This is a genomic window from Methylobacterium aerolatum (assembly GCF_022179085.1).
Classification (GTDB): Bacteria; Pseudomonadota; Alphaproteobacteria; order Rhizobiales; family Beijerinckiaceae; genus Methylobacterium; species Methylobacterium aerolatum.
The window spans coordinates 224,462-248,337 of sequence record NZ_BPQE01000004.1; the positions used below are offsets into that span (position 1 = coordinate 224,462).

23 protein-coding genes and 1 tRNA gene are annotated in these 23,876 nt (G+C 70.7%); 14 read left to right on the forward strand and 10 right to left on the reverse strand.

What is annotated here, in order from left to right; genetic code table 11:
• Positions 1 to 147: 147 nt before the first annotated feature.
• Complete coding sequence (locus tag MFF06_RS03495; protein WP_283207242.1) at positions 148 to 753, forward strand: exopolysaccharide biosynthesis protein; 606 nt, start codon at positions 148 to 150, stop codon at positions 751 to 753.
• A 363-nt stretch (positions 754 to 1,116) separates the two neighbouring features.
• Here the strand turns inward: MFF06_RS03495 and ldtR are convergent, their stop codons facing one another.
• Together ldtR and MFF06_RS03505 are read right to left on the reverse strand one after the other, a co-directional pair.
• Positions 1,117 to 1,626 carry a transcriptional regulator LdtR gene (gene ldtR, locus MFF06_RS03500; RefSeq protein ID WP_238201609.1) on the reverse strand — a complete coding sequence of 170 codons (510 nt, stop codon included), beginning with the start codon at positions 1,624 to 1,626 and terminating at the stop codon, positions 1,117 to 1,119.
• A gap of 473 nt (positions 1,627 to 2,099) precedes the next feature.
• The gene (locus MFF06_RS03505; RefSeq protein ID WP_238201610.1) at positions 2,100 to 2,558 is read right to left on the reverse strand and encodes a DUF6163 family protein; all 459 of its coding nucleotides are present in this window, start codon (positions 2,556 to 2,558) and stop codon (positions 2,100 to 2,102) included.
• 272 nt (positions 2,559 to 2,830) lie between these two features.
• On the opposite strand from MFF06_RS03505, the gene hemB reads away from it, so the two are divergent.
• From hemB to MFF06_RS03550, 9 genes are all read left to right on the forward strand, one after another.
• The gene (gene hemB, locus MFF06_RS03510; protein WP_238201611.1) at positions 2,831 to 3,886 is read left to right on the forward strand and encodes a porphobilinogen synthase; all 1,056 of its coding nucleotides are present in this window, start codon (positions 2,831 to 2,833) and stop codon (positions 3,884 to 3,886) included.
• Positions 3,887 to 3,925: 39 nt separating this feature from the next.
• A complete protein-coding gene (locus MFF06_RS03515) occupies positions 3,926 to 4,291 on the forward strand; it encodes a hypothetical protein (protein ID WP_238201612.1) in 366 nt (121 codons plus the stop codon).
• Between the two features lie 147 nt (positions 4,292 to 4,438).
• On the forward strand, positions 4,439 to 4,927 hold the full coding sequence (locus MFF06_RS03520; RefSeq protein ID WP_238201613.1) for an RDD family protein: 489 nt from the start codon (positions 4,439 to 4,441) through the stop codon (positions 4,925 to 4,927).
• Between the two features lie 157 nt (positions 4,928 to 5,084).
• Positions 5,085 to 5,831 carry an arginyltransferase gene (locus tag MFF06_RS03525; protein WP_238201614.1) on the forward strand — a complete coding sequence of 249 codons (747 nt, stop codon included), beginning with the start codon at positions 5,085 to 5,087 and terminating at the stop codon, positions 5,829 to 5,831.
• Between the two features lie 217 nt (positions 5,832 to 6,048).
• Positions 6,049 to 7,356 carry an adenylosuccinate lyase gene (gene purB, locus MFF06_RS03530; protein ID WP_238201615.1) on the forward strand — a complete coding sequence of 436 codons (1,308 nt, stop codon included), beginning with the start codon at positions 6,049 to 6,051 and terminating at the stop codon, positions 7,354 to 7,356.
• A 56-nt stretch (positions 7,357 to 7,412) separates the two neighbouring features.
• Positions 7,413 to 8,270 (forward strand): D-amino-acid transaminase, encoded by an 858-nt coding sequence (locus MFF06_RS03535; protein ID WP_238201616.1) that lies wholly within the window; start codon positions 7,413 to 7,415, stop codon positions 8,268 to 8,270.
• A 94-nt stretch (positions 8,271 to 8,364) separates the two neighbouring features.
• A complete protein-coding gene (locus MFF06_RS03540) occupies positions 8,365 to 8,715 on the forward strand; it encodes a hypothetical protein (RefSeq protein WP_238201617.1) in 351 nt (116 codons plus the stop codon).
• Between the two features lie 140 nt (positions 8,716 to 8,855).
• On the forward strand, positions 8,856 to 10,148 hold the full coding sequence (locus MFF06_RS03545; protein ID WP_238201618.1) for an adenylosuccinate synthase: 1,293 nt from the start codon (positions 8,856 to 8,858) through the stop codon (positions 10,146 to 10,148).
• Between the two features lie 146 nt (positions 10,149 to 10,294).
• A complete protein-coding gene (locus tag MFF06_RS03550; protein WP_238201619.1) occupies positions 10,295 to 11,887 on the forward strand; it encodes a histidine kinase in 1,593 nt (530 codons plus the stop codon).
• A 45-nt stretch (positions 11,888 to 11,932) separates the two neighbouring features.
• Here MFF06_RS03550 and rpoH read toward each other — a convergent pair whose 3' ends face one another.
• Together rpoH and MFF06_RS03560 are read right to left on the reverse strand one after the other, a co-directional pair.
• Positions 11,933 to 12,820, reverse strand: a complete 888-nt coding sequence (gene rpoH, locus MFF06_RS03555; protein WP_238201620.1) for an RNA polymerase sigma factor RpoH — start codon at positions 12,818 to 12,820, stop codon at positions 11,933 to 11,935.
• A gap of 222 nt (positions 12,821 to 13,042) precedes the next feature.
• Complete coding sequence (locus tag MFF06_RS03560; RefSeq protein WP_238201707.1) at positions 13,043 to 14,026, reverse strand: RluA family pseudouridine synthase; 984 nt, start codon at positions 14,024 to 14,026, stop codon at positions 13,043 to 13,045.
• Positions 14,027 to 14,110: 84 nt separating this feature from the next.
• On the opposite strand from MFF06_RS03560, the gene MFF06_RS03565 reads away from it, so the two are divergent.
• Both MFF06_RS03565 and MFF06_RS03570 read left to right on the forward strand, forming a co-directional pair.
• Positions 14,111 to 14,186, forward strand: a tRNA-Glu gene (locus tag MFF06_RS03565).
• Positions 14,187 to 14,635: 449 nt separating this feature from the next.
• Positions 14,636 to 14,887 carry a pilus assembly protein PilZ gene (locus tag MFF06_RS03570; protein WP_238201621.1) on the forward strand — a complete coding sequence of 84 codons (252 nt, stop codon included), beginning with the start codon at positions 14,636 to 14,638 and terminating at the stop codon, positions 14,885 to 14,887.
• A gap of 42 nt (positions 14,888 to 14,929) precedes the next feature.
• Here the strand turns inward: MFF06_RS03570 and MFF06_RS03575 are convergent, their stop codons facing one another.
• The 3 genes from MFF06_RS03575 to MFF06_RS03585 form a co-directional block, all read right to left on the reverse strand.
• On the reverse strand, positions 14,930 to 16,009 hold the full coding sequence (locus tag MFF06_RS03575; protein ID WP_238201622.1) for an acyltransferase family protein: 1,080 nt from the start codon (positions 16,007 to 16,009) through the stop codon (positions 14,930 to 14,932).
• A gap of 203 nt (positions 16,010 to 16,212) precedes the next feature.
• Positions 16,213 to 16,620 (reverse strand): hypothetical protein, encoded by a 408-nt coding sequence (locus MFF06_RS03580; protein ID WP_238201623.1) that lies wholly within the window; start codon positions 16,618 to 16,620, stop codon positions 16,213 to 16,215.
• 115 nt (positions 16,621 to 16,735) lie between these two features.
• Positions 16,736 to 18,052, reverse strand: a complete 1,317-nt coding sequence (locus MFF06_RS03585) for an RsmB/NOP family class I SAM-dependent RNA methyltransferase (protein ID WP_238201708.1) — start codon at positions 18,050 to 18,052, stop codon at positions 16,736 to 16,738.
• A 183-nt stretch (positions 18,053 to 18,235) separates the two neighbouring features.
• On the opposite strand from MFF06_RS03585, the gene MFF06_RS03590 reads away from it, so the two are divergent.
• Entirely contained in the window at positions 18,236 to 18,415 is a 180-nt protein-coding gene (locus tag MFF06_RS03590; protein ID WP_238201624.1) for a hypothetical protein, read from the forward strand.
• Positions 18,416 to 18,650: 235 nt separating this feature from the next.
• Here the strand turns inward: MFF06_RS03590 and panE are convergent, their stop codons facing one another.
• From panE to MFF06_RS03605, 3 genes are all read right to left on the reverse strand, one after another.
• A complete protein-coding gene (gene panE, locus MFF06_RS03595; protein ID WP_238201625.1) occupies positions 18,651 to 19,580 on the reverse strand; it encodes a 2-dehydropantoate 2-reductase in 930 nt (309 codons plus the stop codon).
• Positions 19,581 to 19,615: 35 nt separating this feature from the next.
• Complete coding sequence (guaB, locus tag MFF06_RS03600; protein WP_238201626.1) at positions 19,616 to 21,109, reverse strand: IMP dehydrogenase; 1,494 nt, start codon at positions 21,107 to 21,109, stop codon at positions 19,616 to 19,618.
• A 200-nt stretch (positions 21,110 to 21,309) separates the two neighbouring features.
• Complete coding sequence (locus MFF06_RS03605) at positions 21,310 to 22,206, reverse strand: DUF3313 domain-containing protein (RefSeq protein ID WP_238201627.1); 897 nt, start codon at positions 22,204 to 22,206, stop codon at positions 21,310 to 21,312.
• 231 nt (positions 22,207 to 22,437) lie between these two features.
• Between MFF06_RS03605 and MFF06_RS03610 the strand changes: the two genes are divergently transcribed.
• Positions 22,438 to 23,874, forward strand: coding sequence for an MFS transporter (locus MFF06_RS03610; RefSeq protein ID WP_238201628.1), 1,437 nt, complete (start codon positions 22,438 to 22,440; stop codon positions 23,872 to 23,874).
• Positions 23,875 to 23,876: the final 2 nt, after the last annotated feature.

The following is a 23,876-nucleotide window of genomic DNA, read 5'->3' on the forward strand; positions in this document are numbered from 1 at the left end:
ACCGACTTCCGAAGAAACTTGAGGTTCGAGGCCCTGCAACCGGTGATCCTCAACCGGTCGGCCGGACCGGCTCCGTGGCGCCCGACGCTTGGCGCCGGGCGCGATCTCGGCTAGAGCGCCCCCGAGACAGTGAAGGTTTGGCGGGACGTGGCAGCCGGTGCACGCACCTCGGACGTCCTCACCGTGCTTGCGAGCCAGGAAGGCGAGCGGTTGACGGTGGCGGACATCGTGGCGGTCCTGCGCGACCGGGCCTTCGCCCTGCTCGTCGTGCTGCTCGGCCTGCCCAACTGCCTGCCGATGCCGCCGCCGATTCCCCTCGTCTGCGGGCTGCTGCTGCTGCTGGTGGCAATCCAGATCGCGGCGGGCATGTCGGCGCCGTGGCTGCCCCGGCGGCTCCTCGGACAATCGATTCGCCAAGCGGACGTGCAGCGCGCGGTGACCCGGGCCGTGCCTGTGCTGAAGCGTCTGGAACGCTGGTCGCGGCCCCGCCTCAGCGTCTTCGAGACGGCGATCGGCATGCGCGGCATGGGGGTGGCGCTGCTTGCGCTGGCCCTGGCGCTGATCGTCGCAGCCCCGCTGATCGGGCAGATCCCCCTGGGCCTTGCCGTCTGCCTCGTCGGGCTCGGGCTGGTGGAGCGCGACGGCATCCTCGTGCTGGCGGGCCTCGGCATCGGCCTGTTCGGCGTGGCGCTCAATGCCGGCTTCGCCTACGCGGTCATTTCGGGGATCGCGGGGCTGTTCAGCCTGGGCTGACGGTCTGTTGATTCTCCGCTGAGTCCGGCCTGACAGTCGGCGGCCCGCCCTCCTGCGACCCCTCCCGAGGCACCGGAGCACAGCGCGCTGCGGTGCGCGCCTGAGAGCCTGACCGGGAAGCCCCTCGTTCCAATCCACCCCCTCATCCTGAGGTGCGGCGAAGCCGCCTCGAAGGAGGAGTCCAGAAGGCTCCGCGATCCTGGGAGCCGTCCTTCGAGGCCTCCACTGCGCTCCGGCACCACAGGATGAGGGCGCGGCGGGGAAAAGAGCCGACTTTTCGGCCAGACACTCAGCCAGATACGCAGGATGAGGAAAGGGGCCGGAGCGAGAGCCTGTTCGATCGGGATCTCGAGCGCGCCGGTCTCAGAGCCGGTAGCGGATCTGGTCGGTCCAGAAGCGCTCCAGACGGCCGAGGGCGCGGTTGAGGCGGTCGAAGTCCTCATCGGAGATGCCGCCGATGGGCGTGATCGTGCGGGAGTGCTTGTCGTAGAGCTGCTGGACGATGTCGTGGATCTGGCGGCCCTTGTCGGTGAGGCTGATCCGCACCGAGCGCCGGTCGGTCTTCGACCGGGCGTGGTGGAGGTAGCCGGCCTCGACGAGCTTCTTCACGTTGTAGGAGACATTGGAGCCCAGGTAGTAGCCCCGGGTCCGCAGCTCGCTGGCGGCGAGTTCGCTGTCGCCGATGTTGTAGAGCAGCAGCGCCTGCACGCTGTTGACGTCCTCGCGACCGCGCCGCTCGAACTCGTCCTTGATCACGTCCAGGAGCCGGCGGTGCAGGCGCTCCACCAGGTGCAGCGCCTCCAGATAGGCGTTGTGCGGCGCGGCCACCTCTTCCGTGGGGGCGGGCTGGGTACGGGCGGTCTGGTTCTTCATCGGTGCGGTCCCTGGCTGATCGAGCCCTGATGGCTGCGCGATGGTCGTTCGAACCGCCACCGCTTGTATGGCAAACCTACCGGCCTCGAATGAAAGACGCTTTAAGCGGCAAGATGAATTCCCGATTTACCTGTGGCAGTAAAGACAAACTGAATGGATCGCGGCAAGACTTCGTTCACCCTCGTGATGAGGGTGAATCGAACCTGTCGAAAGCGTAGCGAAATCTGCGTAGATCCGGCGCGGCCCGGGCGCCGCGTTGCTGCGCCGGTGAAGCGACGCACTCACCCCGTTCATGCGGGCCTGCACCGGCGAATGGTTTCCGCATCACCTTGTCCAGTGTCGGCTGACGCCTTCGCCTGGACCGATGCGCCCGTGCAGTGACGCAGTCCCTCCGTTCATGCGTGACTGCACTCGCTCATTGTTTTTGCATCGATTTTCCAGTCTCGGCTGATGCCTTCGACTGGATCGATGCACTAGCGGCCTTCCCGCGCGGCAAGCCAGGACAGGACGAAGTAGATCGCCATCACCGACGCCCCGGCGATGAGGAACGGCGTCGAGATCGGCACGAGTTGAGGCGTGAGAAGCGCGAGGGTCAGGGCGGAGGTGACGGCCAGCAGCCACAGCACGCCGCCCCAGGCGCTCGTCAGCCACAGGCCGCTCGCCGCCGCCGCGTCCACCACGGCGAAGTAGACGATGGCCGCCTGCCGCCCGAAGGGCTCGCCCTCGAAGGGGCGCACGCCCGGCAGCACGTCGAGGATCGTCGCCCAGGCGTAGACCGACTTCACCAGCCAAGCCAGCGCGGTCAGCCGCATGAACCAGACGAGCACGATGTCCCAGGTGCTCGACGGCGGCGCGGCGTGGCGCTCGATCCGGTCGCCGAGGAGGCCGCCGGACCGGGCCGGCTTGCCGCGCAGCGGGATCAGGCCGCGCATGGCCGGCCCGTCCGTCCGCGTGAGCCTCGATGCGTCATGGCCTGCCTTGCGATCCCCTCGCCCCCGTTCCACCGGGCACCTCCGGGGTTGAACCCCGTCCGGCGGGCTCCGTCAACGCCGGAAACCCCGTCCGGCCGGGATGGCGCTTGGGTCGGCGCCGGGCCGCGTGCTAGGCGGAGCGGGCGGGCGCGATCGGCGCCTGCCCTCTGTGGCGGCCATCCTGCGGGGTTCCCTCCGCGTGGCCGGAACCCCGAGCCCGGACACCCGAACGCATGTCGGACACCCTCCCGGAACCGCGCCCCCTCGCCGTCGAAGCTGCCCGCGAGGACAGCCGCAAGGGTGGCCTGAGCATCACTCAGCGCCCCCGCCGCAACCGCAAGGCGGATTGGTCCCGCCGCCTGGTCCGGGAGCACACGCTCACCGTCGACGACCTGATCTGGCCGATGTTCGTGATCGAGGGCGAGGGGCGGCGCGAGCCCATCGCCTCCATGCCCGGCGTCGAGCGCCTGTCGGTGGACCAGATCGTCCGCGAGGCGGAGCGCGCGGCCAAGCTCGGCATCCCGGCCGTCGCCTTCTTCCCCTTCACCGAGGTGGACCTGCGCGATCCGGTGGGGTCCGAGGCGCTGAACGCCAACAACCTCGTCTGCCGGGCGGTGCGCGCCGTGAAGAAGGCGGTGCCGGAGCTCGGCATCATGACCGACGTCGCCCTCGACCCCTACACCAGCCACGGCCATGACGGGCTGATGCGGGACGGGGCGATCCTCAACGACGAGACCGTCGCCGTCCTCGTGGAGCAGAGCCTGATCCAGGCCGAGGCGGGGACGGATATCATCGCCCCCTCGGACATGATGGACGGCCGCGTCGGCGCCATCCGCGTCGCCCTCGACCGGGCGGGCTTCCTCGACGTGCAGATCATGGCCTACGCGGCCAAGTACGCGAGCGCCTTCTACGGACCCTTCCGCGACGCTATCGGCACCAAGAGCGCGCTGGTGGGCGACAAGCGTACCTACCAGATGGACCCCGGCAACTCGGCGGAGGCCCTGCGCGAGGTCCGGCTCGACCTCGACGAGGGGGCCGATTCGGTGATGGTGAAGCCCGGCCTGCCGTACCTCGATATCATCCGCCGGGTGCGGGACACCTTCGAGGTGCCGACCTTTGCCTACCAGGTGTCCGGCGAGTACGCGATGATCGAGGCCGCCGCCCGCAACGGCTGGCTCGACGGGGACCGCGCCATGGTCGAGGCCCTGCTCGCCTTCAAGCGGGCCGGGGCCGACGGCGTGCTGACCTACCACGCCCCCCGGGTGGCCGAGCGCCTGCGCAACGCGTGAGGCGGACGCCTTGAGGAAGCGGTCGGCGGGGGTGGCGTCGTGAGGTTCGGCCGTGGCCTGTTCGTCGCGGCGGGCGTCGTCGTCGGCTTCCTCGCCGGGCTCGCCGCGTGCGAGGGCACCCTCCGCGAGGACCGCGTGGCGACCTGCCGCCGCGCCCTCCCCGCCCTCGCACAGGGGCCCGGCGTCGCCTTCCAGAGCGCCGGTGCCGGACAATCGCCCGATACGGTCCGCGTGGACTACACGCAGGGTCTCCGGCCCCACCGCCTCACCTGCCGCTTCGACGCGACGGGGCTGATCGAGGTCGCGGCGGACGGCCGGACCCTGTCGGGCTCCGCCCTCCACCTCCTGCGCCGCTATTATCTCGACACGCCCGATGCGGCCTCGGCGGATCCTGCGGGGCGGTGAGCCGGGGCGCCGCGTTCGGGCAGCGGGTTTCCATCGGGAGGTCTTCCAGAGGCAGGTCTCGCAAAGACGGGTCTCCCAGCGGAAGGATCTTGCGGGCGGCCGCGGGCGCACCCACCTCACGGTCGCTGCTTTCGCAGGACCGACCCGATGTACGATCCCCGCTCCACCTACGCCGACCGCACGGCGCCCCCGCCCTTCATGGGCACCCTGCCGGTGCCCTACGTCCGCGCGAGCCTCGGCGCGCGCACCGTGGCGTACCTGCTCGATATCCTGTTCATCTTCGGCTTCACCGCCTTCCTGACCCTCCTCATCACCGTGGTGGGCCTCGTCACCTTCGGCCTCGGCTGGACGCTCTTCGCGGTGCTGCCGGCGAGCGGCATCATCTACAGCGCCATCACGGTGGGCGGCAGCCGGCAGAGCACGATCGGCCAGCGGATGATGGGCCTGCGCGTCGTCGCGCCGGAGAGCGGGCGGCCGGTCGACTTCGTCACGGCGGCTGTGCACGCATTGCTGTTCTACGTCGCCGTCTCGACGTTCCTGCTGTGGTGCGTGGACGTGGCCTTCGGTCTCGTGCGCTCCGACCGGCGCCTGGGCCATGACCTGCTCCTCGGCCTCGCGGTGGTCCCCGCCCGCTGAGCGGCGCGACACGGCGGCGCGTCGGCCACGGGGCCGAAGGCGCGCCGTGATTTTTTAAGCCGGGCTTGGTCCTCCGGGGCATTGAGCCCGGCCGTATCCCTTGTAGATTGAGGGGTGGGCGAAGCGAGAAAGGCTGTCGCCGAGGTTCCGATACAGCGTGACGAGCCATCCGCGCGACACTCCGCAATTCTACCTGACGGCGCCGTCGGCCTGCCCGTATCTCGCGGGGCAGGAGGAGCGGAAGGTCTTCACCCATCTCGTGGGGCGCCGGGCACGCGACCTGAACGAGATCCTGACCCAGGGCGGCTTCCGCCGGTCCCAGACCATCGCCTACCGCCCGGCCTGCGAATCCTGCCGCGCCTGCATCTCGGTGCGGGTGGTGGTGGACGAGTTCGAGCCGAGCGCCAGCCAGCGCCGGGTCCTCGCCCGCAACGCCGACCTGATCGGCGCCGCCGAGCCGAACCGCCCGGCCTCCGACCAGTATGCCCTGTTCCGCCGCTACCTCGGCGCCCGCCACGACGACGGCGGCATGATCGACATGACCATGCTCGATTACGCGATGATGATCGAGGACAGCCACGTCGACACGCATCTCGTGGTTTACCGCCGCCATGGTCCCGATACGGCCATCACGGGACGGGGCATGGGCGCGCCCATGGCGGTCTGCCTGACGGACGTGCTCTCCGACGGCCTGTCGATGGTCTATTCCTTCTTCGAGCCATCGGAGGCCGGCCGCTCGCCCGGGACCTTCATGATCCTCGACCACATCCACCGCGCCCGGCGCCTCGGCCTGCCGTACCTGTATCTCGGCTACTGGGTCGATGGCTCCCGCAAAATGGACTACAAGGCCAAGTTCCGGCCGCAGGAGCGGTTGCTGGGTCCGGGCTGGGTGCGGGCGGAGTGACGGGCGAATGGGGAGTAGCGAATAGCGAATAGTTCGTTCGGTGGAGCACCGATCGATCCGCTTCAATCCATTCGCTATTCGCAACACCCTATTCGCCGTGGCCACCGCGACCTGCGCCGGATGGCCCCATCGGATTGTCCCACCAGCCCCGCATTGAGCTACGGCCCGGGGAGTGCTACCCGCCGACCATCCCCCGATGGCCTGAGACTGTGCTCCGATGATCCCCCGCTACAGCCGCCCCGCGATGACCGCGATCTGGTCGCCCGAGTCGCGCTTCCGGATCTGGTTCGAGATCGAGGCGCACGCCACCACGGCTCTGGCCGAGATCGGCGTCGTGCCGAAGGAGGCGGCCGCCAAGGTGTGGGAGATGGGGCGGAACGCCACCTTCGACGTCGCGCGGATCGACGCCATCGAGGCCGTGACGAAGCACGACGTCATCGCCTTCCTCACCCATCTCGCCGAGATCGTCGGGCCCGAGGCCCGCTTCGTCCACCAGGGCATGACCTCCTCGGACGTGCTCGACACCTGCCTCAACGTCCAGCTCGTCCGTGCCGCCGACATCCTGATCGCCGACGTGGACGCCCTCCTCGACGCCCTCAAGCACCGGGCGCAGGAGCACAAGATGACGCCGACCATCGGCCGCTCGCACGGCATCCATGCCGAGCCGGTGACCTTCGGCCTCAAGCTTGCCCAGGCCTATGCCGAGTTCGCGCGCAACCGCGCCCGGCTGGTGGCGGCCCGCGAGGAAATCGCCACCTGCGCCATCTCCGGGGCGGTCGGCACCTTCGCCAATATCGACCCGCGGGTGGAGGAGTACGTCGCCAAGCAGATGGGCCTGACGCCCGAGCCGGTATCGACGCAGGTCATCCCCCGCGACCGGCACGCGATGTTCTTCTCGGTGCTCGGCGTCGTGGCCTCGTCGCTGGAGCGGCTCGCCATCGAGATCCGCCACCTCCAGCGCACGGAGGTGCTGGAGGCGGAGGAGTATTTCTCCGAGGGGCAGAAGGGCTCCTCGGCCATGCCGCACAAGCGCAACCCCGTGCTCACCGAGAACATCACCGGCCTCGCCCGGATCGTGCGCAGCGCCGTGAACCCGGCGATGGAGAACGTCGCCCTCTGGCACGAGCGCGACATTTCCCACTCCTCCGTGGAGCGGATGATCGGCCCCGACGCGACGGTGACCCTCGATTTCGCCCTCGCCCGGATGACCGGGGTGATCGAGAAGCTACTGGTCTACCCGGCCCACATGCAGAAGAACCTCGACCGCCTCGGAGGCCTCGTGCACTCCCAGCGCGTGCTGCTGGCGCTGACCCAGGCGGGCGTCTCCCGCGAGGACGCCTACCGCCTCGTCCAGCGCAACGCCATGCCGGTCTGGCGCGGCGAGGGCGACTTCCTCACCCTCCTGAAGGCCGACGCCGAAGTCACGCAGGCGCTGAGCCCGGGTGAGATCGAGGAATGCTTCGATCTCGGCTACCACTTCAAGCATGTGGACACGATCTTCCAGCGGGTTTTCGGGCACGCCTGACCGGCTAGAACGACCCACGCCGCATCGATCACTTCGCCAGCCCGAGGAAAACCGCCGTGAGCGCGTCCCGCATCGTCTACCTGAACGGCGAGTTCCTGCCCTTCGCGGAAGCCAAGGTGCCGGTGATGGACCGGGGCTTCCTCTTCGCCGACGGCATCTATGAGGTCTCGGCGGTGCTCGACGGGCACCTCGTGGACAACGCGGCCCACCTCGCCCGCCTCGACCGGTCGCTCGGCGAGATCGGCATCCGCAATCCCCACGACGCCGCCGAGTGGGAGCGGCTTCAGCTTGATCTGGTGCGCCGGAACGGCCTTACCGAGGGGCTGGTCTACATGCAGGTGACGCGCGGCGTCTTCGAGCGGGATTTCGGCTTCCCGCCCGCCGACACTTCGCCGACGGTGATGATGTTCACGCAAGCCAAGACCGTGGCCGCCAACCCGCTCGCCGAGAAGGGCGCGCGGATCATCACGGTGGAGGACCTTCGCTGGAAGCGCCGGGACATCAAGTCCGTCGCCCTCCTCGCCCAGGTGCTGGCCAAGCAGCAGGCGGTGGAGGCGGGTGTCTCCGAGGCCTGGATGGTGGAGGACGGCGCGGTGACGGAGGGCTCCTCCTCCACCGCCTTCGTCATCACGGCCGACCGCACCCTGGTGACGCGACCGCTCTCGACGGCGCTGTTGCCGGGAATCACCCGCGCCAGCGTGCTGCGCCTCGCGGCGGAGGCCGACCTGCGGATCGAGGAGCGGCTCATCACCGTCGCCGAGGCGCAGGCGGCCGCCGAGGCGTTCTACACCAGCGCGTCGTCCTTCGTGATGCCGGTGATCGAGATCGACGGGAACCGGATCGGCGACGGCCGGCCCGGCCCCCTCACCCGTCGCCTGCGGGAACTGTACCTGGAACTGGCGCGGGCGGGCTGAACCCCCTCGCCCTGTGGGGGACGAGGGGGCACCGGAACGGTTCTCGCCCCCGCCTGTTCCTTCCCGACGTTCGAGCGAACACCGGGAGACAGCGTTGCCGAGCTTGTTACACCGCCACGCCCTATCCGCCGCCGCCCTCGCGATGCTGCTGACCGGGGGCGTCGCGCTGGCGCAAAACCCCGACGCGCCCCTGCGCAAGCAGGACAGCGATCCCGCCCTGCCCCCGGCGAGCCAGACGCCGCCGGACCGGGTGCGGCCGAGCGCGGACGCACCCCCGCAGGACCAGAACCTGTCGGACAAGCTCCAGAAGAACGATGGCGTCATCAAGCCGCCGAGCGATGGCGCCGCCTCGGGCACCGTCGTGAAGCCTGATCAGAGCGGCACCATGCCGGTGATCAAGCCCGGCGAATTGCCCGGCCGCCAGCCTGGAACGGAAGCGAAATAGCGTCGGACGCCGGGCCTCGGCACGGATCGCCAGACCAACTCTGCTTGATTTCCCCTGCCGGATCGCGAAAACGGTCACGAAGCGCCCGGTGACGGCACCATCCGGCGGCGGGCGCGGGATCAGGTAGGTACAAGTCAGGCATGGCCAACGTCGTCGTAGTCGGCGCCCAATGGGGCGACGAGGGCAAGGGCAAGATCGTCGATTGGCTCTCCGAGCAGGCCGACGTGGTGGTCCGCTTTCAGGGCGGGCACAATGCCGGCCACACGCTCGTCATCGACGGCGTCACCTACAAGCTCTCGCTCCTGCCTTCGGGCGTGGTCCGGGGCGGCACGTTGTCGGTGATCGGCAACGGCGTGGTGGTCGATCCCTGGCACCTGATCGAGGAGATCGCCAAGATCGCCGAACAGGGTGTCTCGATCACGCCGGAAAACCTCCGGGTGGCCGACAACGCCACGCTCATCCTGCCCCTCCATCGCGAACTCGACCATTTCCGCGAGACGTCGAACACGGTCCTCAAGATCGGCACGACGAAGCGCGGCATCGGCCCCGCCTACGAGGACAAGGTCGGCCGCCGGGCGATCCGGGTGGTGGACCTCGCCGACGAAGCGATGCTGGACGCCAAGATCGCCCGCCTCCTCGCCCACCACAACGCCCTGCGGCGCGGCCTCGGCATCGACGAGATCGACGGTGCCGCCCTGAAGGCCGAATTGCTGGCCATCGCGCCGAAGGTTCTGCCCTACGCCGACACGGTGTGGTCCCTGCTGGACGAGGCCCGGCGCGCGGGCAAGCGCATCCTGTTCGAGGGGGCGCAGGGCGCGCTCCTCGATGTCGATCACGGAACCTATCCCTACGTCACCTCCTCGAACATCGTCGCGGCGCAGGCGGCCACCGGCTCCGGACTCGGCCCCTCGGCCATCGGCTACGTGCTCGGCATCGTGAAGGCCTACACGACCCGCGTGGGAGAAGGCCCCTTCCCCACCGAGTTGACCGACGAGACGGGTGAGCGGCTCGGTGCCCGCGGCCGGGAATTCGGCGTCGTCACCGGGCGCAAGCGCCGCTGCGGCTGGTTCGACGCCGCCCTCGTGCGGCAGACCGTGCGGACGTCGGGCATCAACGGCATCGCGCTCACCAAGCTCGACGTGCTCGACGGGTTCGACACGATCCAGATCTGCACGGGCTACCGCCTCGACGGCCGCGAAATCGACCATCTCCCGGCGAGCCAGGCGGATCAGGCGCGGGTCGAGCCGGTCTACGAGGCCTTCGAGGGCTGGTCCGAGACGACGGCGGGCGGTCGCTCCTGGGCGGACCTTCCCGCGCAGGCGATCAAGTACGTTCGCCGGATCGAGGAGTTGATCGGAGCGCCCGTGGCGCTCCTGTCGACCTCGCCGGAGCGCGACGATACCATCCTGATGCATAATCCCTTCGAGGATTGATCGCGGCATTTATTTGGTTGATGAGACGTGGAAGCCGGCTTGGACCGGTGTCGCACGGCCAGGGCTTCCGTTAACCCTGGCCTTGCAAGGGAGCGTCCGCAAAGCCGGCGGCTGGCGCGGCGCCATGCGGGGCGAACCGGGACAGAATGGCCGATTATTACCCGCTTCTGGCGAGGGCACTGGATGCCCTGCCCGACCGTTCGCCGGGCCTGAGGCGAGCGGTCTACGACCGGGCACGCAACGCCCTCGTGAGCCAGTTGCGGTCCCTGGAGCCTCCCCTCTCGGAAGACGACATCGACCTCGAGCGTAAGGCCCTCGACGCCGCCATCGAACGGCTCGAGATCGAGCACGGCGGTATTCCCGCCCCCGCCAATGACGCCCCTTCGCGGGTCGCATCCCCGCCGCCGGCCGCGCCGGTCCCCCCTGCGCCGGCGCCCACGACGCCGAGCCGTGCGGATCAGCCCCGCCCAGGGGCGTTCCCGCAGGGGGCGTCCCTTCAGGAGACACCGCGACGGGAGCCCGTGCGCGAGGCGGCCGCGCCGCCCGTCCCCACGCCGGCGCAGCCCGCCGCCTCGCCCCCCTTGCCGCCGCCGCCGCCGCCCGGCCTTCCCGAGCCGGAGCCCGCCCGGGCCGAGGCGGGGGCACCGCCCGCCCCGGCGCTCCCCCGCGCGCCCTCGCCGCGCTTCGAGTTGAGGCCGGAGCCTGTGGCGACCCGCCCGCGCGAGGCCGCCATCGCGATCACCGCCCCGCGGACGCAGCCCGAGGCCGAGGCGCCGCCCTTCGGCGAACCGCCGCTTCCGCCCGCCGACCCGGCGACGGCGGATCCCGTGCTGGACGGCGTGGACGTCGCGACGGATGGAGCCCACGGCCGCCAGCGCCCACGGATCGACGTGGTCGCGCCGCGGGGCCGGTCGCGGATCCTGCGCAACATCGCGATCTTCGTGGTGCTGGTCGCGGTGATCGGGGCCATCGGCGTCGCCGCTTTCCTCCTGCGCGACACGCCTCAGGCCCTGGTGCGTACCGATCCGAACGGGGCATCGAGCGCGGCCGCCGACGGCTCGGCCGAGACGAAGTTCGGCGATCGGGTCGGCAACGAGGCCGCCACGCCGACGCCCGAGCGGCCCAAGCCCCGCGCGGAGGAGACGCCCGCCGCGCCTGCGACCCCGGCGCCCGAGCCCAAGCAGAGCGTCGCGGTGGCGCAATCGGCCGTGCTGATCGAGGAGTCGAGCGCACCGGATTCCACCCAGCCGAAGACTTCCACCGGCCGGGTGACGTGGCGGCTCGAGACCTCGAACGGCGACCAGGGCCAGCCCCTGCAGACGGTGGCCATCGCCGCCGTCACCTATCCCGAGGCCGGACTGTCGCTCACCATGACGATCCGCAAGAACCTCGATGCCACGCTCCCCGCGTCGCATACGGTGAGCCTCGCCTTCAGCGAGACGGGGCCCGACGCGGCGACGCGGGTGGTGCAGGACGTCGGCCTGCTGCAGGCCAAGGACGACGAGAACAGCCGCGGCTCGCCGGTTTCGGGCCTGCCGGTGCGGGTGAGGGACAACCTGTTCCTGATCGGCCTCTCGTCGCTCCCCTCGGACGTGGAGCGGAACACCGAATTGCTCCTGCGCCGGTCGTGGTTCGACCTCGCGGTGCGCTACACATCGGGACGCCGCGCAGTGCTCACCTTCGAGAAGGGGCAATCGGGCACGCAGGTGTTGCAGGACGCCTTCGAGGCCTGGAAATAAGCCGGACCCGGGGGACGGATCCCCCGGGCTTCCGGGGCCTGCGGCCTACGGGTGGGCGGCCCGGGGCGCTTCGCGGGTGGCGACGTTGCGCTTGACCGCCTCCTGGACCTTCTCGAAGGCCCGGACCTCGATCTGGCGCACGCGCTCGCGGGACACGCCGAACTCGCCCGAGAGATCCTCGAGGGTGATCGGGTCGTCGGCGAGGCGCCGCGCCTCGAAGATCCGCCGCTCGCGCGCGTTGAGCACGGAGAGCGCGTCCCGCAGGGCGGCGAGGCGGTTCTGTCCCTCCTCCTCGCGGACGAGCACGGTCTCCTGGCTCGGGCTGTTGTCCACGAGCCAATCCTGCCACTCGCCCTCGCCCTCCTCGCGCAGGGGCGCGTTCAGGGAGGTGTCACCGGAGAGGCGGCGGTTCATGTCCACCACGTCCTGCTCCGGCACGCCGAGGCGGGTCGCGATCTGGCTCACCTGCTCCGGCCGGAGGTCACCCTCCTCCAGGGCGGAGATCCGGCCCTTCGCCTTGCGCAGATTGAAGAACAGCTTCTTCTGGTTGGCGGTGGTGCCCATCTTCACGAGGGACCACGAGCGCAGGATGTATTCCTGGATCGCCGCCTTGATCCACCACATCGCGTAGGTCGCGAGGCGGAAGCCCTTGTCGGGGTCGAAGCGCTTGACGGCCTGCATCAGGCCGACATTGCCCTCCGAAACGACTTCCGCGATCGGCAGGCCGTAGCCGCGATAGCCCATCGCAATCTTCGCCACGAGGCGCAGATGCGAGGTCACGAGGCGGTGGGCGGCTTCCCGGTCCCCGGCGTCGCGCCAGGACTTCGCGAGGGTGAACTCCTCGGTGGGCTCCAGCATCGGGAACTTGCGGATCTCGTCGAGATAGCGCGAGAGGCCGCCTTCATTGGCGAGCACGGGCAGCGTACCGGCCATGTCCTTCTCCTCAAACAAGTCCCCCAAACGGGCAGACGCATTACCGACGGGGTCGCCCTTGAGCCGACCCAGCCGAGCGCCCACCTGAGTGGAACGCCCGGTCGATCCGGCCGGTTCGGCGCACGCGAACGTCGCACCCAACGCACAACCGAGTCATTTCGTGCGACCATGTCACGAAGTGACGCGCCCTGTCGTGCCCTTTCGCACTCTTGGTCGATGAAGTTACTCCGCGAGTGCTGTGCGAAGCGCGGCCATGTCGGGCGGAAGCCTGCTCTCGAACCGCAAAGTCTCTCCGGTGCGCGGATGGGCGAAGCCGAGTAGCTCCGCGTGCAGGGCCTGCCGCCCGAGCACCGTGAGGGCCTCCCGCGCCGCGGGGTCGAGCCGCGCCGCCTTCGTCCGGAAGGCCGCCCCATAAACGTCGTCACCGAGCAGCGGGTGCCCGCGATGGGCCAGATGCACGCGGATTTGATGGGTGCGGCCGGTTTCGAGGCGGCACCGCACGAGGCTGACCTCGGCGTAGGTCTCCGCGACGGCATAGTGCGTCACCGCGTGCCGCCCCGCCTCCTCCGGGACCACGGCGATCTTCTCCCGGTTGTGCCGCGAGCGGGCGAGGCTCGCGCGGATGGTGCCGGTGGTGGGCTGGGGGACGCCCCACGCAAAGGCGAGGTAGCTGCGCTCCAGCGGGCCGCTGCGGCCATGGTCGGCGAATTGCTCGGCGAGCCCGCGATGGGCGGCGTCGTTCTTCGCGACGACGAGCAGGCCGCTCGTGTCCTTATCGAGGCGGTGGACGATGCCGGGGCGGCGCACGCCCCCCACCCCCGACAGGCTGGCCCCGCAATGGGCGATCAGGGCGTTGACGAGGGTGCCCTCCGCGTGCCCCGGCGCCGGATGGACCACGAGGCCGGCGGGCTTGTCGATCACGACGAGGTCGTCGTCCTCGTAGGCGATGACGAGGTCGAGCGCCTCGCCCCGCGGCAGGGGATCGGAGGGCGGCGGCAGATCGAGGACGAGGCGCGTCCCGGCCGCGACCTTGGCCGAGGGATCGCGCAGGACCGCGCCCTCCCGGCTGACGTGCCCCTCCCGGACGAGATCCTGCAACCGGGCGCGGGACAAGTCCGGAAATAGCCCGACGAGGGCCTTGTCGAGCCGCTGCCCCCCCTGCTCCACGACCCCGTCGCGTTCCCCGTATCCGCTCTCGTCCTGCACCACGCCCGTCCAATGCACGAATGTCGTCGAAGGCCCTTGCTCCTCCGGCGGACCGTCGCTATAGCAACGCCACGCCGCCGGAAAGCTCCCATCGTCTAGCGGTCTAGGACGTCGCCCTCTCACGGCGAAAACAGGGGTTCGATTCCCCTTGGGAGCGCCACCGGGCGTCATTCAGCGCACACCTACAGCGAACTGCCCGAATTGGGACCACGTCCGCCTCCGGAGTGGGACCATGCCGTCCTCGCGCCGAGCCTCCCAGGCGGTCGCGGTGAGGCCGGCGCGCTGAGCGTCTCCGTTTCGACGCCGTACGGCTTTGCCGGGCGATGAGACGTGCGGCCGACTTCGATCCCGCCCGAAGCACTATCGCATCGCATTCGGCCGGTCCGGTTCGTCGGGTCGATCGTCGGACCCACATGGCGCTGGGTTCGCCGGGCGCGATCAACGGCGGCTGGTCCAGACAATACTGACGTGATCAGCCCTGCGGGGATGGCTCGACATTCCGAACGGCGCGGCCGGCTTTGGAAGAAATTATACAGTTGCAGCGAATCTTCACGGAGTCGCAAGGCGTTTGGCCACTCTATGGGGGCCGGCTCAGCCGGGAGACGCTCCATGACGACCGAGCGAAGGCGACAGTTGCGCCGCGATGCGCTGAAGACCGGCACGCTGGTCTTCGCCGAAGGGCATCCGAGCCAGGATTGCCTGGTGTGGAACGTGAACACCCTCGGCGCGCTGCTCGAAGTGGAGGGAGGCGCCGCCATCGCGGCGACCGGGCGGCTCGTCAGCGAGGCGTTGTTCGTCGATCGGCCCTTCACCACCATCTGGCGCGACGGCCGCAAGATCGGCGTCGCGTTCCAGGAGTGAGACCCCCTCCCCCGGGCCGCCGTGCGGGCGTGGCGTGCGCCCTCACTCGTGGACGAGGCGGCGGCGCGTGAAGGCCGGGAACCGCGCGAAGCCGAGGAGCGGCGCGAGGCCGAGACGGTTCGCGACCCACACGAGGACGAGCGGCCCCACGAGGCCGGCGGCGCAACCGATGACCACATGCGGTCCCCATTCGGTGATCCCCAGGCGGAGGGCGATCACCCGCGCCCCGCTCGCGGCGATCACGTGCGCGAGGTAGATCGGCAGGGACAGGGCGCCGAGGGCGGCCAGGGCGCGGACCGCGCGCGTGCCGGAAGCCGCATCGAACAGCGCGGCGAGGGCGAGGCTGAAGCCGATCACCGCCACAACCGCCGCCGCGAGGGCGCCAAGACCCTGGAGGCCGAACGCCAGGGCCCCCCCTTCCGCAGCGAGGAAGAGGACGGCTCCGAGCCATCCGGCACGGGAACCGACGGGCCGGACGGCGGCAGACGCGCCGAGGGACGTGCCGAGGGCGCGACCGAGGGCGACGAACGGCAGGTAGTGGAGCGCGCTCCCGATGACGGGCAGCGCCGTCCCGGTCGCCGTCGCGGCGACGCTGGCGGCGATGAGGGCCGCGAGCGCGATACGCCGCACGCTCGCCGGAACGCGGTCGAGGGCCGCGAGGCAGATCTGGATCAGGAACAGCGCCCAGAGGAACCAATAGATGTCGTTCGCCTCGAACGGGTAGAGCAGCGCGTCCCGGAGGGAGAGCCCGCCCCGGCTCGCGCTGCCTCCCGCCAAGAGGCGAAACCCGGCCGAGAGGTAGGACCAGACGAAGAACGGGTAGATCAGTTGTTCGGCCCGCAGGCCGGCATAGGCCCCGAGGCTGCGGTTTCCCAGCGCCTTGGCCAGGAAGAGCCCCGAGAGGAAGAAGAACAGGGGCATGTGGAACAGGTAGACGAACCGGTCCACGCCCTCGAAGAGCGTCGGCGCGATGGCGACCCCGCCGTTGGCGAGCCCGCGCCAGACGTGGCCGAAGACCACGAGCACGATGCCCACGCCCTTGGCGAAATCGACCCAGCCCACCCGCGCGACGCCCGGCGGGGCGACGGCCGTCTCCGGTTCCGGGGTGATCGTCGTGTCCATGGGCGGCATTGTCGGGTCCCGTGGGCGGCCGGACGGCGCCGACGCCGGACGATCATGCGCGAATTCTGTCTTCGCCGCGCCCCGGCGAGGGGGCTGGAGCGGAAGTCGTTGCGGTTAAGGATACCGCTCCGCCTCCGTGCCCACCGGCCCCCCGTGCCTCGGTTCCTTCCCTCGCGGGCCGCGCCGTCCCCTGCCGCCGGGCTTCACGCCACCATGGCGCGGGAGGCGTCGCGGACGAGGCGCATGGAGGCATCGACCTCCTGGGTCGAGGCGGCGATGAGGCTGACGTTCCGGCTGATCTCGGAGACCGCTTTTGTCATGGCCTGCTTGTTGGCCGACATCTCCTGCGCCACGGCGGCCTGCCGCCCCACGGCCGCCGAGATCGCGGAGGAGATCTCGTTCACGTTCCCCACGGTTTCGCCGATGCTGGCGATGGTCGCGGCGGCTTGGTTGGCGGCGGCCTGGGTCTCGGCGATCTGGCTGGCGATGCCATCGAGATCGACGCCGATGCCCTTGTTCAGTTCCGACCGGCGCAGGCGCTCGGATACTCGCTGCCAGCAAGCGTTGCCATCTCGGCGCGGACCGCAGCGAAATCTCCCATATCTCGGCATTTTGACGCTATCGAACGCGCCCCGGGGCGGACCCCGAAGGGCATGCCTTTGCCGCCGGCGCGGTGCAGGCTGCGCCCGCGCCGGCAACCTCAAGGCATGGCGGCCGTTCCGCGCGTCACGCCCGCCGCTCGACCATCGCGACGTAGAATCCGTCCGTGCCGGTGCGCAGGGGCGTCATCTGCACGCCGTGGGCCGTGCGGCGCACGGCCTCGCGGAAGGAGGCCGGGGCGGGGGCGAGCAGGTCCGCGGAGGGGACGGTGGCGAAGGCGCCTCCCGTGCGGGTGAGGAGCCCCGCGACGGCGTCGTCGTTCTCGCTCGGGAGCAGCGAGCAGGTGACGTACACGATCCGGCCGCCGGGCCGGACGAGGCGGGCCGCCCGGTCGAGCACGGTCGCCTGCTCCGCCTGCCGGGTGGCGAGGCTGCCCGGCCGCAGCCGCCACTTCGCGTCGGGGTTGCGACGCCACGTCCCCGACCCCGTGCACGGCGCGTCCACGAGGACGCGATCGACCGTGCCGTCGAGATCGGTCAGCACGTCCGTCCGCATCTTCCCGCCCCGGGGCGTGCGCACTTCCGCCTCGGCGCCCGAGCGGCGCAGGCGTTCGTGGATGGGGGCGAGGCGGCGCGGGTCGCCGTCGGTAGCGATCAGCCGGGCGCCGTTGGCGGTCGCGGCGGCCAGGGCGAGCGTCTTGCCGCCACCGCCCGCGCAGAGATCGACGAGGGTCTCGCCCGCCCTCGCGTCGGCGAGGAGCGCCGCCATCTGCGAGCCCTCGTCCTGGATCTCGTACCAGCCGTCGAGGAACTCGGCCTCGACGTGGAGGGCGGGCCCGCGTCCATCGGCCCCGACGGGCACGCGTAGCCCTTGAGGCGCGTGGGGGGTCGGCGCCGCGCCGTAGCCTTCGAGGGCGGGCAGGACAGCCTCGCGCGGTCCCCGCAGGGTGTTGACGCGCAGATCCAGGGGAGCCCGGCGGGCCAGCGCCTTCAATTCGGGGATCAGGTCGTCGCCGAGCGCGGCTTCCAGCTCCGGCAGGACGAAGGGGGGGCAGTCGCCCGCAACGTCGCGGGGCGCCCCGTCGAGGTTGGCCGTATTGAGGCGCGCCCTCTCCCCGTCGGTGAGGGGCTCGGGCGCGAAACGCTCGCCCGAGAACAGCGCGGCGATGGAGGGAGAGGCGAGTCCCTGCTGGAGACGCAGGGAGCCCAGCAGCAGGGCGCGGGGCGTCCCGGCGTCGGGGGTCTCGCAGCCCATGATCCATGCGGCGGAGGCCCGGCGGCGCAGGGCATCGTAGACGAGGCTCGCGATGCCCGCCCTGTCGCCCGAACCGGCAAAACGGTGGGCGAGGCCCCAATCCTTGAGGGCATCCGCGGCGGGGCGCCGACGGTCGATGATGTCGGCCAGAACCTCGATGGCGGCGGCGCAGCGGGCGGCGGGGGTCAGGACGATGCTCCCTGGACAGGTTTCGGGGGCCGCAAAGCAGCCCCATTACGGCCAAGCTTTCGCGCGGATGCGGGCCATGATGAGTTGCGGCGCGGACGGTTCTCCGCCCGTGCCGCTGCCTTATCGCATTGCCCGGCCGAAGGCGAAATCCATCGGCCGGTCACGGTCGGAGTTGCCCGAACCATGTCGTTCCGTCTGAAAGCCGCCCCGCGCTGGGTGCTGCTCGCCTGCGCGGCGGCCTCCCTCGCCGCCTGCGCGCGGTCCCAGGCCGCGCCCCCGCCCGACCTCACGCCGCCGCCGCAGCGGCCCTACGATGCCAAGACGCAGCTGGAACAGGGCGCCCCGCCGCCGCTGCGCCGCTAGTGCATCGATCCTGACGGAGGCGTCAGCCGGATCTTCGGAAATTGATGCGAGAAGAAGATCCTGGGGCAGGGGCGCTTGAACGAAGCGAGTGCGTCACTGCACTCGGCTGCGCAGGCGCATCCCTTGCCGCCGGAGCGAGGGGCGGCCGCGCCATCCGGAGCAGCGGGACGGTTCCCGGCCCGCCGCCGCCGCCTCGCACCGGCGAGCGGGACGGCGCGGTTCGGCCTAGGAACGGTCAGTCCCGCGCACGGCGCGCCTCGTAGGCCTTCAGCCCTGTATAGACCCGGTCGAGTTCAGGCGTGGCGAGGGTGCCCCGCCGGGCGATCAGGTCGCCGATCACGTGATCGGCCTCGATCCGCCCCCGGTTGTCGATGTCCCGGAGCATCGAGGCGGTGAAGGTCGAGCCCCGCGCGGTCAGCTGCGTCCGCGCGCCGGCGGCGACCTTCTCCCGCGGGGCGTAACCGGCCGCTTCGGCGATGGCGGTGCATTCCCCGTGCAGGGCCAGGATGAACGCCTCGCCGCCCGGCGCGGCGACGATATCGCCGACCGCCGCCCGCATCAGGGTCGTCGCGCCCGCGAGCGTCGCCAGGAACACCCACTTCTCCCACATCTCCTGAAGGATCCGGTCGGAGCGGCGCGGCTGGAGTTTGGCGCCGTTGCCCATCAGCGCATCCACGGCCGCGATCCGCGCCGAGGCCGAGCCGTCGCGCTCGCCGTAGGTGATGCTGCACAGCTCGGTCATCTGGCGGATGGCGCCCTCCGGCGTCAGCGTCGCCGCGATGGCGCAGCTCCCGCCGAGCACCCGGCCCGCGCCGAACCGCGCGTCGAGGGCGTCGAGATGGGCCATGCCGTTGAGGAGCGGCAGGATCGCCGTCCCCTCCCCGACCGCCGGGGCGACATCCTCGATGGCCGAGGCGAGGTCGTAGGCCTTGCAGGAGAGGATCACGAGGTCGAAGGGCCCGGCCTCGCTCACGGCCCCGACGGTGACGGTCTGCGGCCGGGGCAGGTGGCAATCGCCCAGCGGGCTCAGCACCCGCAGCCCCTCCGCCGCCAGCCGCTCCGCCCGGGCGGGGCGGACGAGGAAGGTGATGTCCGCGCCCGCCTCGGCGAGGCGCGCGCCGTAATAGCCGCCGGTCGCCCCGGCTCCCACGACAAGCGTCCGCATCCTCGCCCCCTGTCCTGACTCGTGTCCGGCCCGGATCAGGTCCGCGACGGGTAGTTGGGGCTCTCGCGGGTGATGGTCACGTCGTGGACGTGGCTCTCGCGCAGGCCCGCATTGGTGATGCGGATGAACTGCGCCCGCTCCTGGAACTCGGGGATCGTCGCCCCGCCGACATAGCCCATCGCCGCGCGCAGGCCGCCGACGAGCTGGTGCAGGACGTTCCCCACCGGCCCCTTGTAGGGCACCTGACCCTCGATGCCCTCGGGCACCAGCTTGTGCGTCTCGCTGACCTCGGCCTGGAAGTAACGGTCGGCCGAGCCACGCGCCATGGCGCCCACCGAGCCCATGCCCCGGTAGGACTTGTAGGACCGGCCCTGGTGCAGGAACACCTCGCCGGGCGCCTCGTCGGTCCCGGCCAGCAGCGAGCCGACCATGGCCACCGAGGCCCCAGCGGCGATGGCCTTGGCGAGGTCGCCGGAATACTTGATCCCGCCGTCGGCGATGACCGGGACGTCGGCCTGGGAGGCCGCCTCGACGGCCTCCATCAGCGCCGTGAGCTGCGGGACGCCCACGCCCGCCACGATGCGGGTCGTGCAGATCGAACCCGGCCCGATTCCGACCTTGATGGCATCGGCGCCGGCATCGATCAGCGCCTGGGCGCCGTCGCGCGTGGCGACGTTGCCCGCGATGACCTGCACGGCGTTGGAGAGCTGCTTCACCCGGCGCACGCTCTCCAGCACCTTGATCGAATGGCCGTGGGCCGTGTCGACCACGATCACGTCGCAGCCGGCGTCGATCAGCATTTCCGCCCGCTCGAACCCGCCGTCGCCCGTCGTCGTCGCCGCCGCGACCCGCAGGCGCCCCTGCTCGTCCTTGACGGCGTTGGGATAGGCGACGCGCTTCTCGATGTCCTTGACGGTGATCAGGCCGATGCAGCGGTAGTGGTCGTCGACGACGAGCAGCTTCTCGATGCGGAACTGGTGCAGCAGGCGCTTGGCCTCGTCCTGCGTCGTGCCCTCGCGGACGGTGATGAGCCGATCGCGGGTCATCAATTCGGAGACCGGCTGCGACGCCTCGTTGGCGAAGCGCACGTCCCGGTTGGTGAGGATGCCGACGAGCTTGCCGCGGTTGCCGTTGGGGCCGCGCTCCACCACCGGAATGCCGGAGATGCGGTTGTGGCGCATCACGTCCAGGGCGTCGGAGAGGGTCTCGTCGGGGAAGATGGTGATCGGGTTCATCACCATGCCCGACTCGTACTTCTTGACGAGGCGGACCTGGGCCGCCTGCTCCGGCGGCTCCAGGTTGCGGTGGATCACGCCCAGCCCGCCGGTCGCCGCCATGGCGATGGCCATCGGCGCCTCGGTCACGGTGTCCATGGCGGAGGAGAGGATCGGTATGTTGAGGCCGATCGTCCGCGTCAGCCGGGAGGCGACGTTCACCTCGGTCGGCATCACCGATGAGGCGGCAGGCCGCAACAACACGTCGTCGAAGGTGAGCCCCTCGATGATCGACGCGGATGAGAGTCGGGCCATGTGCCAACGGTCCTTGAGACGAGCCGCGCGTGCCGCGCGGAGGGGATCGGGTTGGCAAGTGCCCCTATCACGCCCCGCGCTGCGGCGCCAATGCGGGGATGCCGCGCCGCGGTCGCTGGGTGTGCATGGCTCGTGGTGTTCGTGTCCTTCCCGTCATTGCTTCGCTGCGCCCGCCAAGACGGGTGAGCCGAAAACCCGTCCTACCGCACCGGCACGGCGCGGTCCGCCGCCGGGCCCTTGTCGCCGTATTCCGGCGGCAGGCCGATGTAGTCGGTCAGCATGCCGTCGATGCCCGGCGCCCGTCCGAAGGCTTCGCAATCGGGGTCGAGGGGCGCCTCGCCGAGCGCGGTGACGCGGATGCGGTCCCAGGTGGGCAGGGTGTTGGGGGCGGTGAACGGGTCGTCGCCCGTCGCCATCAGGTACCCGAAATCCTGCCCGAACTCGCCCGCGAGGTCGTAGGGGTCGCTGGCCGGGGAGAAGCGCGGCTGGCTCGTGAAGGAGTTCGCCGCCCCGCCCCAGACCATGGCGGCGCGCTGCTCGCGGCGCAGGTCCAGCGCCTCGGCCTCGACGGTGAGGCTCCCGAGGCCGATCGGCAGGCGCGGGATCGGGATGCGGCCGATGCCCTCTGCGAAGCCGACGCCGAGCTGCGAGGCGACGGTGACCGCCGCCGAGCCCGCGATGGTGCCGCCCGCGCCGATGAGGTTCGTCGGCTCCACACGGGTCACCTGGGCGCGGACGGTGAGGTCCGCGTCGCGGGAGGTCACGATGTCGTAGCGGAGCGACAGGTCGTAGCAGAGCGCCCGGTCCGCCGCGTTGGCGATGAGGCGACGGTCGGCGGGGGTGAGCGGCGCGGAGCCCTCGACATTCGCCGGGAAGGCGGTGGGGATGATGCGCACGGTGCGCATCCGCTGCAACGCCGGCCGGTCGGCGAAGAGGCGCGCCTCGGTGGCGGTGGAGGTCGACTTCCGCAACTGGTCGTAGCGGGTGAGCGAGCCGGTCTGGTTGATCACCACGGTGCCGCAGGCCGCGACGCCGCAGAGCAGGGCCGCTGCCAGGACACGGGATAGGGCGCGACGGTGGGGTCGGCTGAAACGCATCCGCTCTCTCTGTGTCCCGCGACGCCCGGTGGGGCGGCCAAGCGGCAGACGTCTGACGGGCGCTCGCGCCGGTCCTGCGCCCAAGCTTACCGCCCGGGACCCTCCGGCGGAAGCGTTCAAGTCCCCGTGAACAGCCCGCCGACGGCCCTCTGTGGCTTCGCGGATACAATCCTGAAATGAGGCGGTGCGAGAGCGGCGCAACTCCGCCGCCCGTCATGCGTCTTTCGACCGATGCCTCTCTCCCCCGCCCGCTCGACGCGGATCGTCCCCCTGACGGTCGCCACCGCCCTGTTCATGGAGAACACGGATTCGACCGTGATCGCCACGGCGCTGCCGACCATCGCCGCGAGCCTGCATGAGGATCCCATCGCCCTCAAGCTCGCGCTGACCTCCTACCTCGTCAGCCTCGCGATCTTCATCCCGGTGAGCGGCTGGGCGGCGGACCGCTACGGCGCGCGCACCGTGTTCCGGGCGGCGCTCTGCGTGTTCCTGGCGGGGTCCCTCGCCTGCGCCGCCGCCAACGGGCTGGGCGGCTTCGTGGCGGCCCGGTTCCTCCAGGGCATGGGCGGGGCGATGATGGTGCCGGTGGGGCGCCTCGTGGTGCTGCGCTCGGCGCCGAAGGCGCAGCTCGTCACCGCCCTTTCCTACCTCACCCTGCCCGCCATGGTCGGCCCGGTGATCGGCCCGCCGCTCGGCGGCTTCATCACCACCTGGTTCGACTGGCGGTGGATCTTCTTCATCAACGTGCCGATCGGCCTCGCCGGTCTGGTGCTGGCGACTCTCTACTTCGAGGACCTGCGCGAGCCCGAGCGCCCGCCCCTCGACGTCGTTGGCTTCCTGCTTCTGGGCTCGGGGCTTGCCTCGCTGATGCTCGGGCTTGCCGCGACGGGACGCCACCTGCTTCCGGCGGAGGTGACCTGGGGGTGCCTCGTCGCCGGCCTCGTCCTGCTGCCCGCGTATTTCTGGCATTCGCGCCGGGTGGCGCACCCGGTGGTCCGCCTCGACCTGATGCACCACGCGACCTTCCGGGCTGCCGTGACCGGCGGCAGCCTCTTCCGCATCGGCACGGGAGCGATCCCCTTCCTGCTGCCGCTGATGCTGCAGGTCGGCTTCGGCCTCGATCCCCTGCGCTCGGGCCTGATCACCTTCGCTGCCGCCGCAGGCGCGATGTTCGTGAAGACGATGGCCCCGGCGATCCTGCGCCGGTTCGGCTTCCGCCGGGTGATGGTGACGAATGCGGTGCTCGCCTCGGCCTTCCTGGCGGTGAACGGGCTCTACACGGCGCAGACCCCTCACCTCGTCATGCTGGCGATCCTGTTCGTCGGGGGCTGCTGCCGGTCGGTGCAGTTCACCTGCGTGAACGCCATCGCCTATGCCGACCTCGACAAGAAGGAGATGAGCGCCGCCACGAGCTTCGCCAGCGTCGCGCAGCAACTCTCCCTCAGCCTCGGCGTGACCTTCGGCGCCCTGGCGCTGGAGGGTACCGCCGCCCTTCACGGACGCACGGCCATCGAGGCGTCCGATTTCGGCCCGGCCTTCTTCGCCGTCGCCGTCATCTCGGCGCTGTCCGTCTTTCCGTTCCGGGCGCTGTCGCCCGAAGCCGGGGCGGAGGTATCCGGACGGCAGATTCAGGCCGCGCCGTCGAGCACGGCGCCGGGGCGGGGCTGACG

What these genes read in the sequence shown, in the direction of transcription:
- MFF06_RS03550 (WP_238201619.1), top strand. Translation starts at nt 10,295, where the DNA reads ATGGCCGATTATTACCCGCTTCTGGCGAGGGCACTGGATGCCCTGCCC.
- MFF06_RS03505 (WP_238201610.1), bottom strand. Translation starts at nt 2,558, where the DNA reads ATGCGCGGCCTGATCCCGCTGCGCGGCAAGCCGGCCCGGTCCGGCGGC.
- panE (WP_238201625.1), bottom strand. Translation starts at nt 19,580, where the DNA reads ATGCGGACGCTTGTCGTGGGAGCCGGGGCGACCGGCGGCTATTACGGC.
- ldtR (WP_238201609.1), bottom strand. Translation starts at nt 1,626, where the DNA reads ATGAAGAACCAGACCGCCCGTACCCAGCCCGCCCCCACGGAAGAGGTG.
- MFF06_RS03605 (WP_238201627.1), bottom strand. Translation starts at nt 22,206, where the DNA reads ATGCGTTTCAGCCGACCCCACCGTCGCGCCCTATCCCGTGTCCTGGCA.
- MFF06_RS03610 (WP_238201628.1), top strand. Translation starts at nt 22,438, where the DNA reads ATGCCTCTCTCCCCCGCCCGCTCGACGCGGATCGTCCCCCTGACGGTC.
- MFF06_RS03520 (WP_238201613.1), top strand. Translation starts at nt 4,439, where the DNA reads ATGTACGATCCCCGCTCCACCTACGCCGACCGCACGGCGCCCCCGCCC.
- MFF06_RS03580 (WP_238201623.1), bottom strand. Translation starts at nt 16,620, where the DNA reads ATGCCGAGATATGGGAGATTTCGCTGCGGTCCGCGCCGAGATGGCAAC.
- MFF06_RS03545 (WP_238201618.1), top strand. Translation starts at nt 8,856, where the DNA reads ATGGCCAACGTCGTCGTAGTCGGCGCCCAATGGGGCGACGAGGGCAAG.
- hemB (WP_238201611.1), top strand. Translation starts at nt 2,831, where the DNA reads ATGTCGGACACCCTCCCGGAACCGCGCCCCCTCGCCGTCGAAGCTGCC.
- MFF06_RS03590 (WP_238201624.1), top strand. Translation starts at nt 18,236, where the DNA reads ATGTCGTTCCGTCTGAAAGCCGCCCCGCGCTGGGTGCTGCTCGCCTGC.
- purB (WP_238201615.1), top strand. Translation starts at nt 6,049, where the DNA reads ATGATCCCCCGCTACAGCCGCCCCGCGATGACCGCGATCTGGTCGCCC.
- MFF06_RS03570 (WP_238201621.1), top strand. Translation starts at nt 14,636, where the DNA reads ATGACGACCGAGCGAAGGCGACAGTTGCGCCGCGATGCGCTGAAGACC.
- guaB (WP_238201626.1), bottom strand. Translation starts at nt 21,109, where the DNA reads ATGGCCCGACTCTCATCCGCGTCGATCATCGAGGGGCTCACCTTCGAC.
- rpoH (WP_238201620.1), bottom strand. Translation starts at nt 12,820, where the DNA reads ATGGCCGGTACGCTGCCCGTGCTCGCCAATGAAGGCGGCCTCTCGCGC.
- MFF06_RS03575 (WP_238201622.1), bottom strand. Translation starts at nt 16,009, where the DNA reads ATGGACACGACGATCACCCCGGAACCGGAGACGGCCGTCGCCCCGCCG.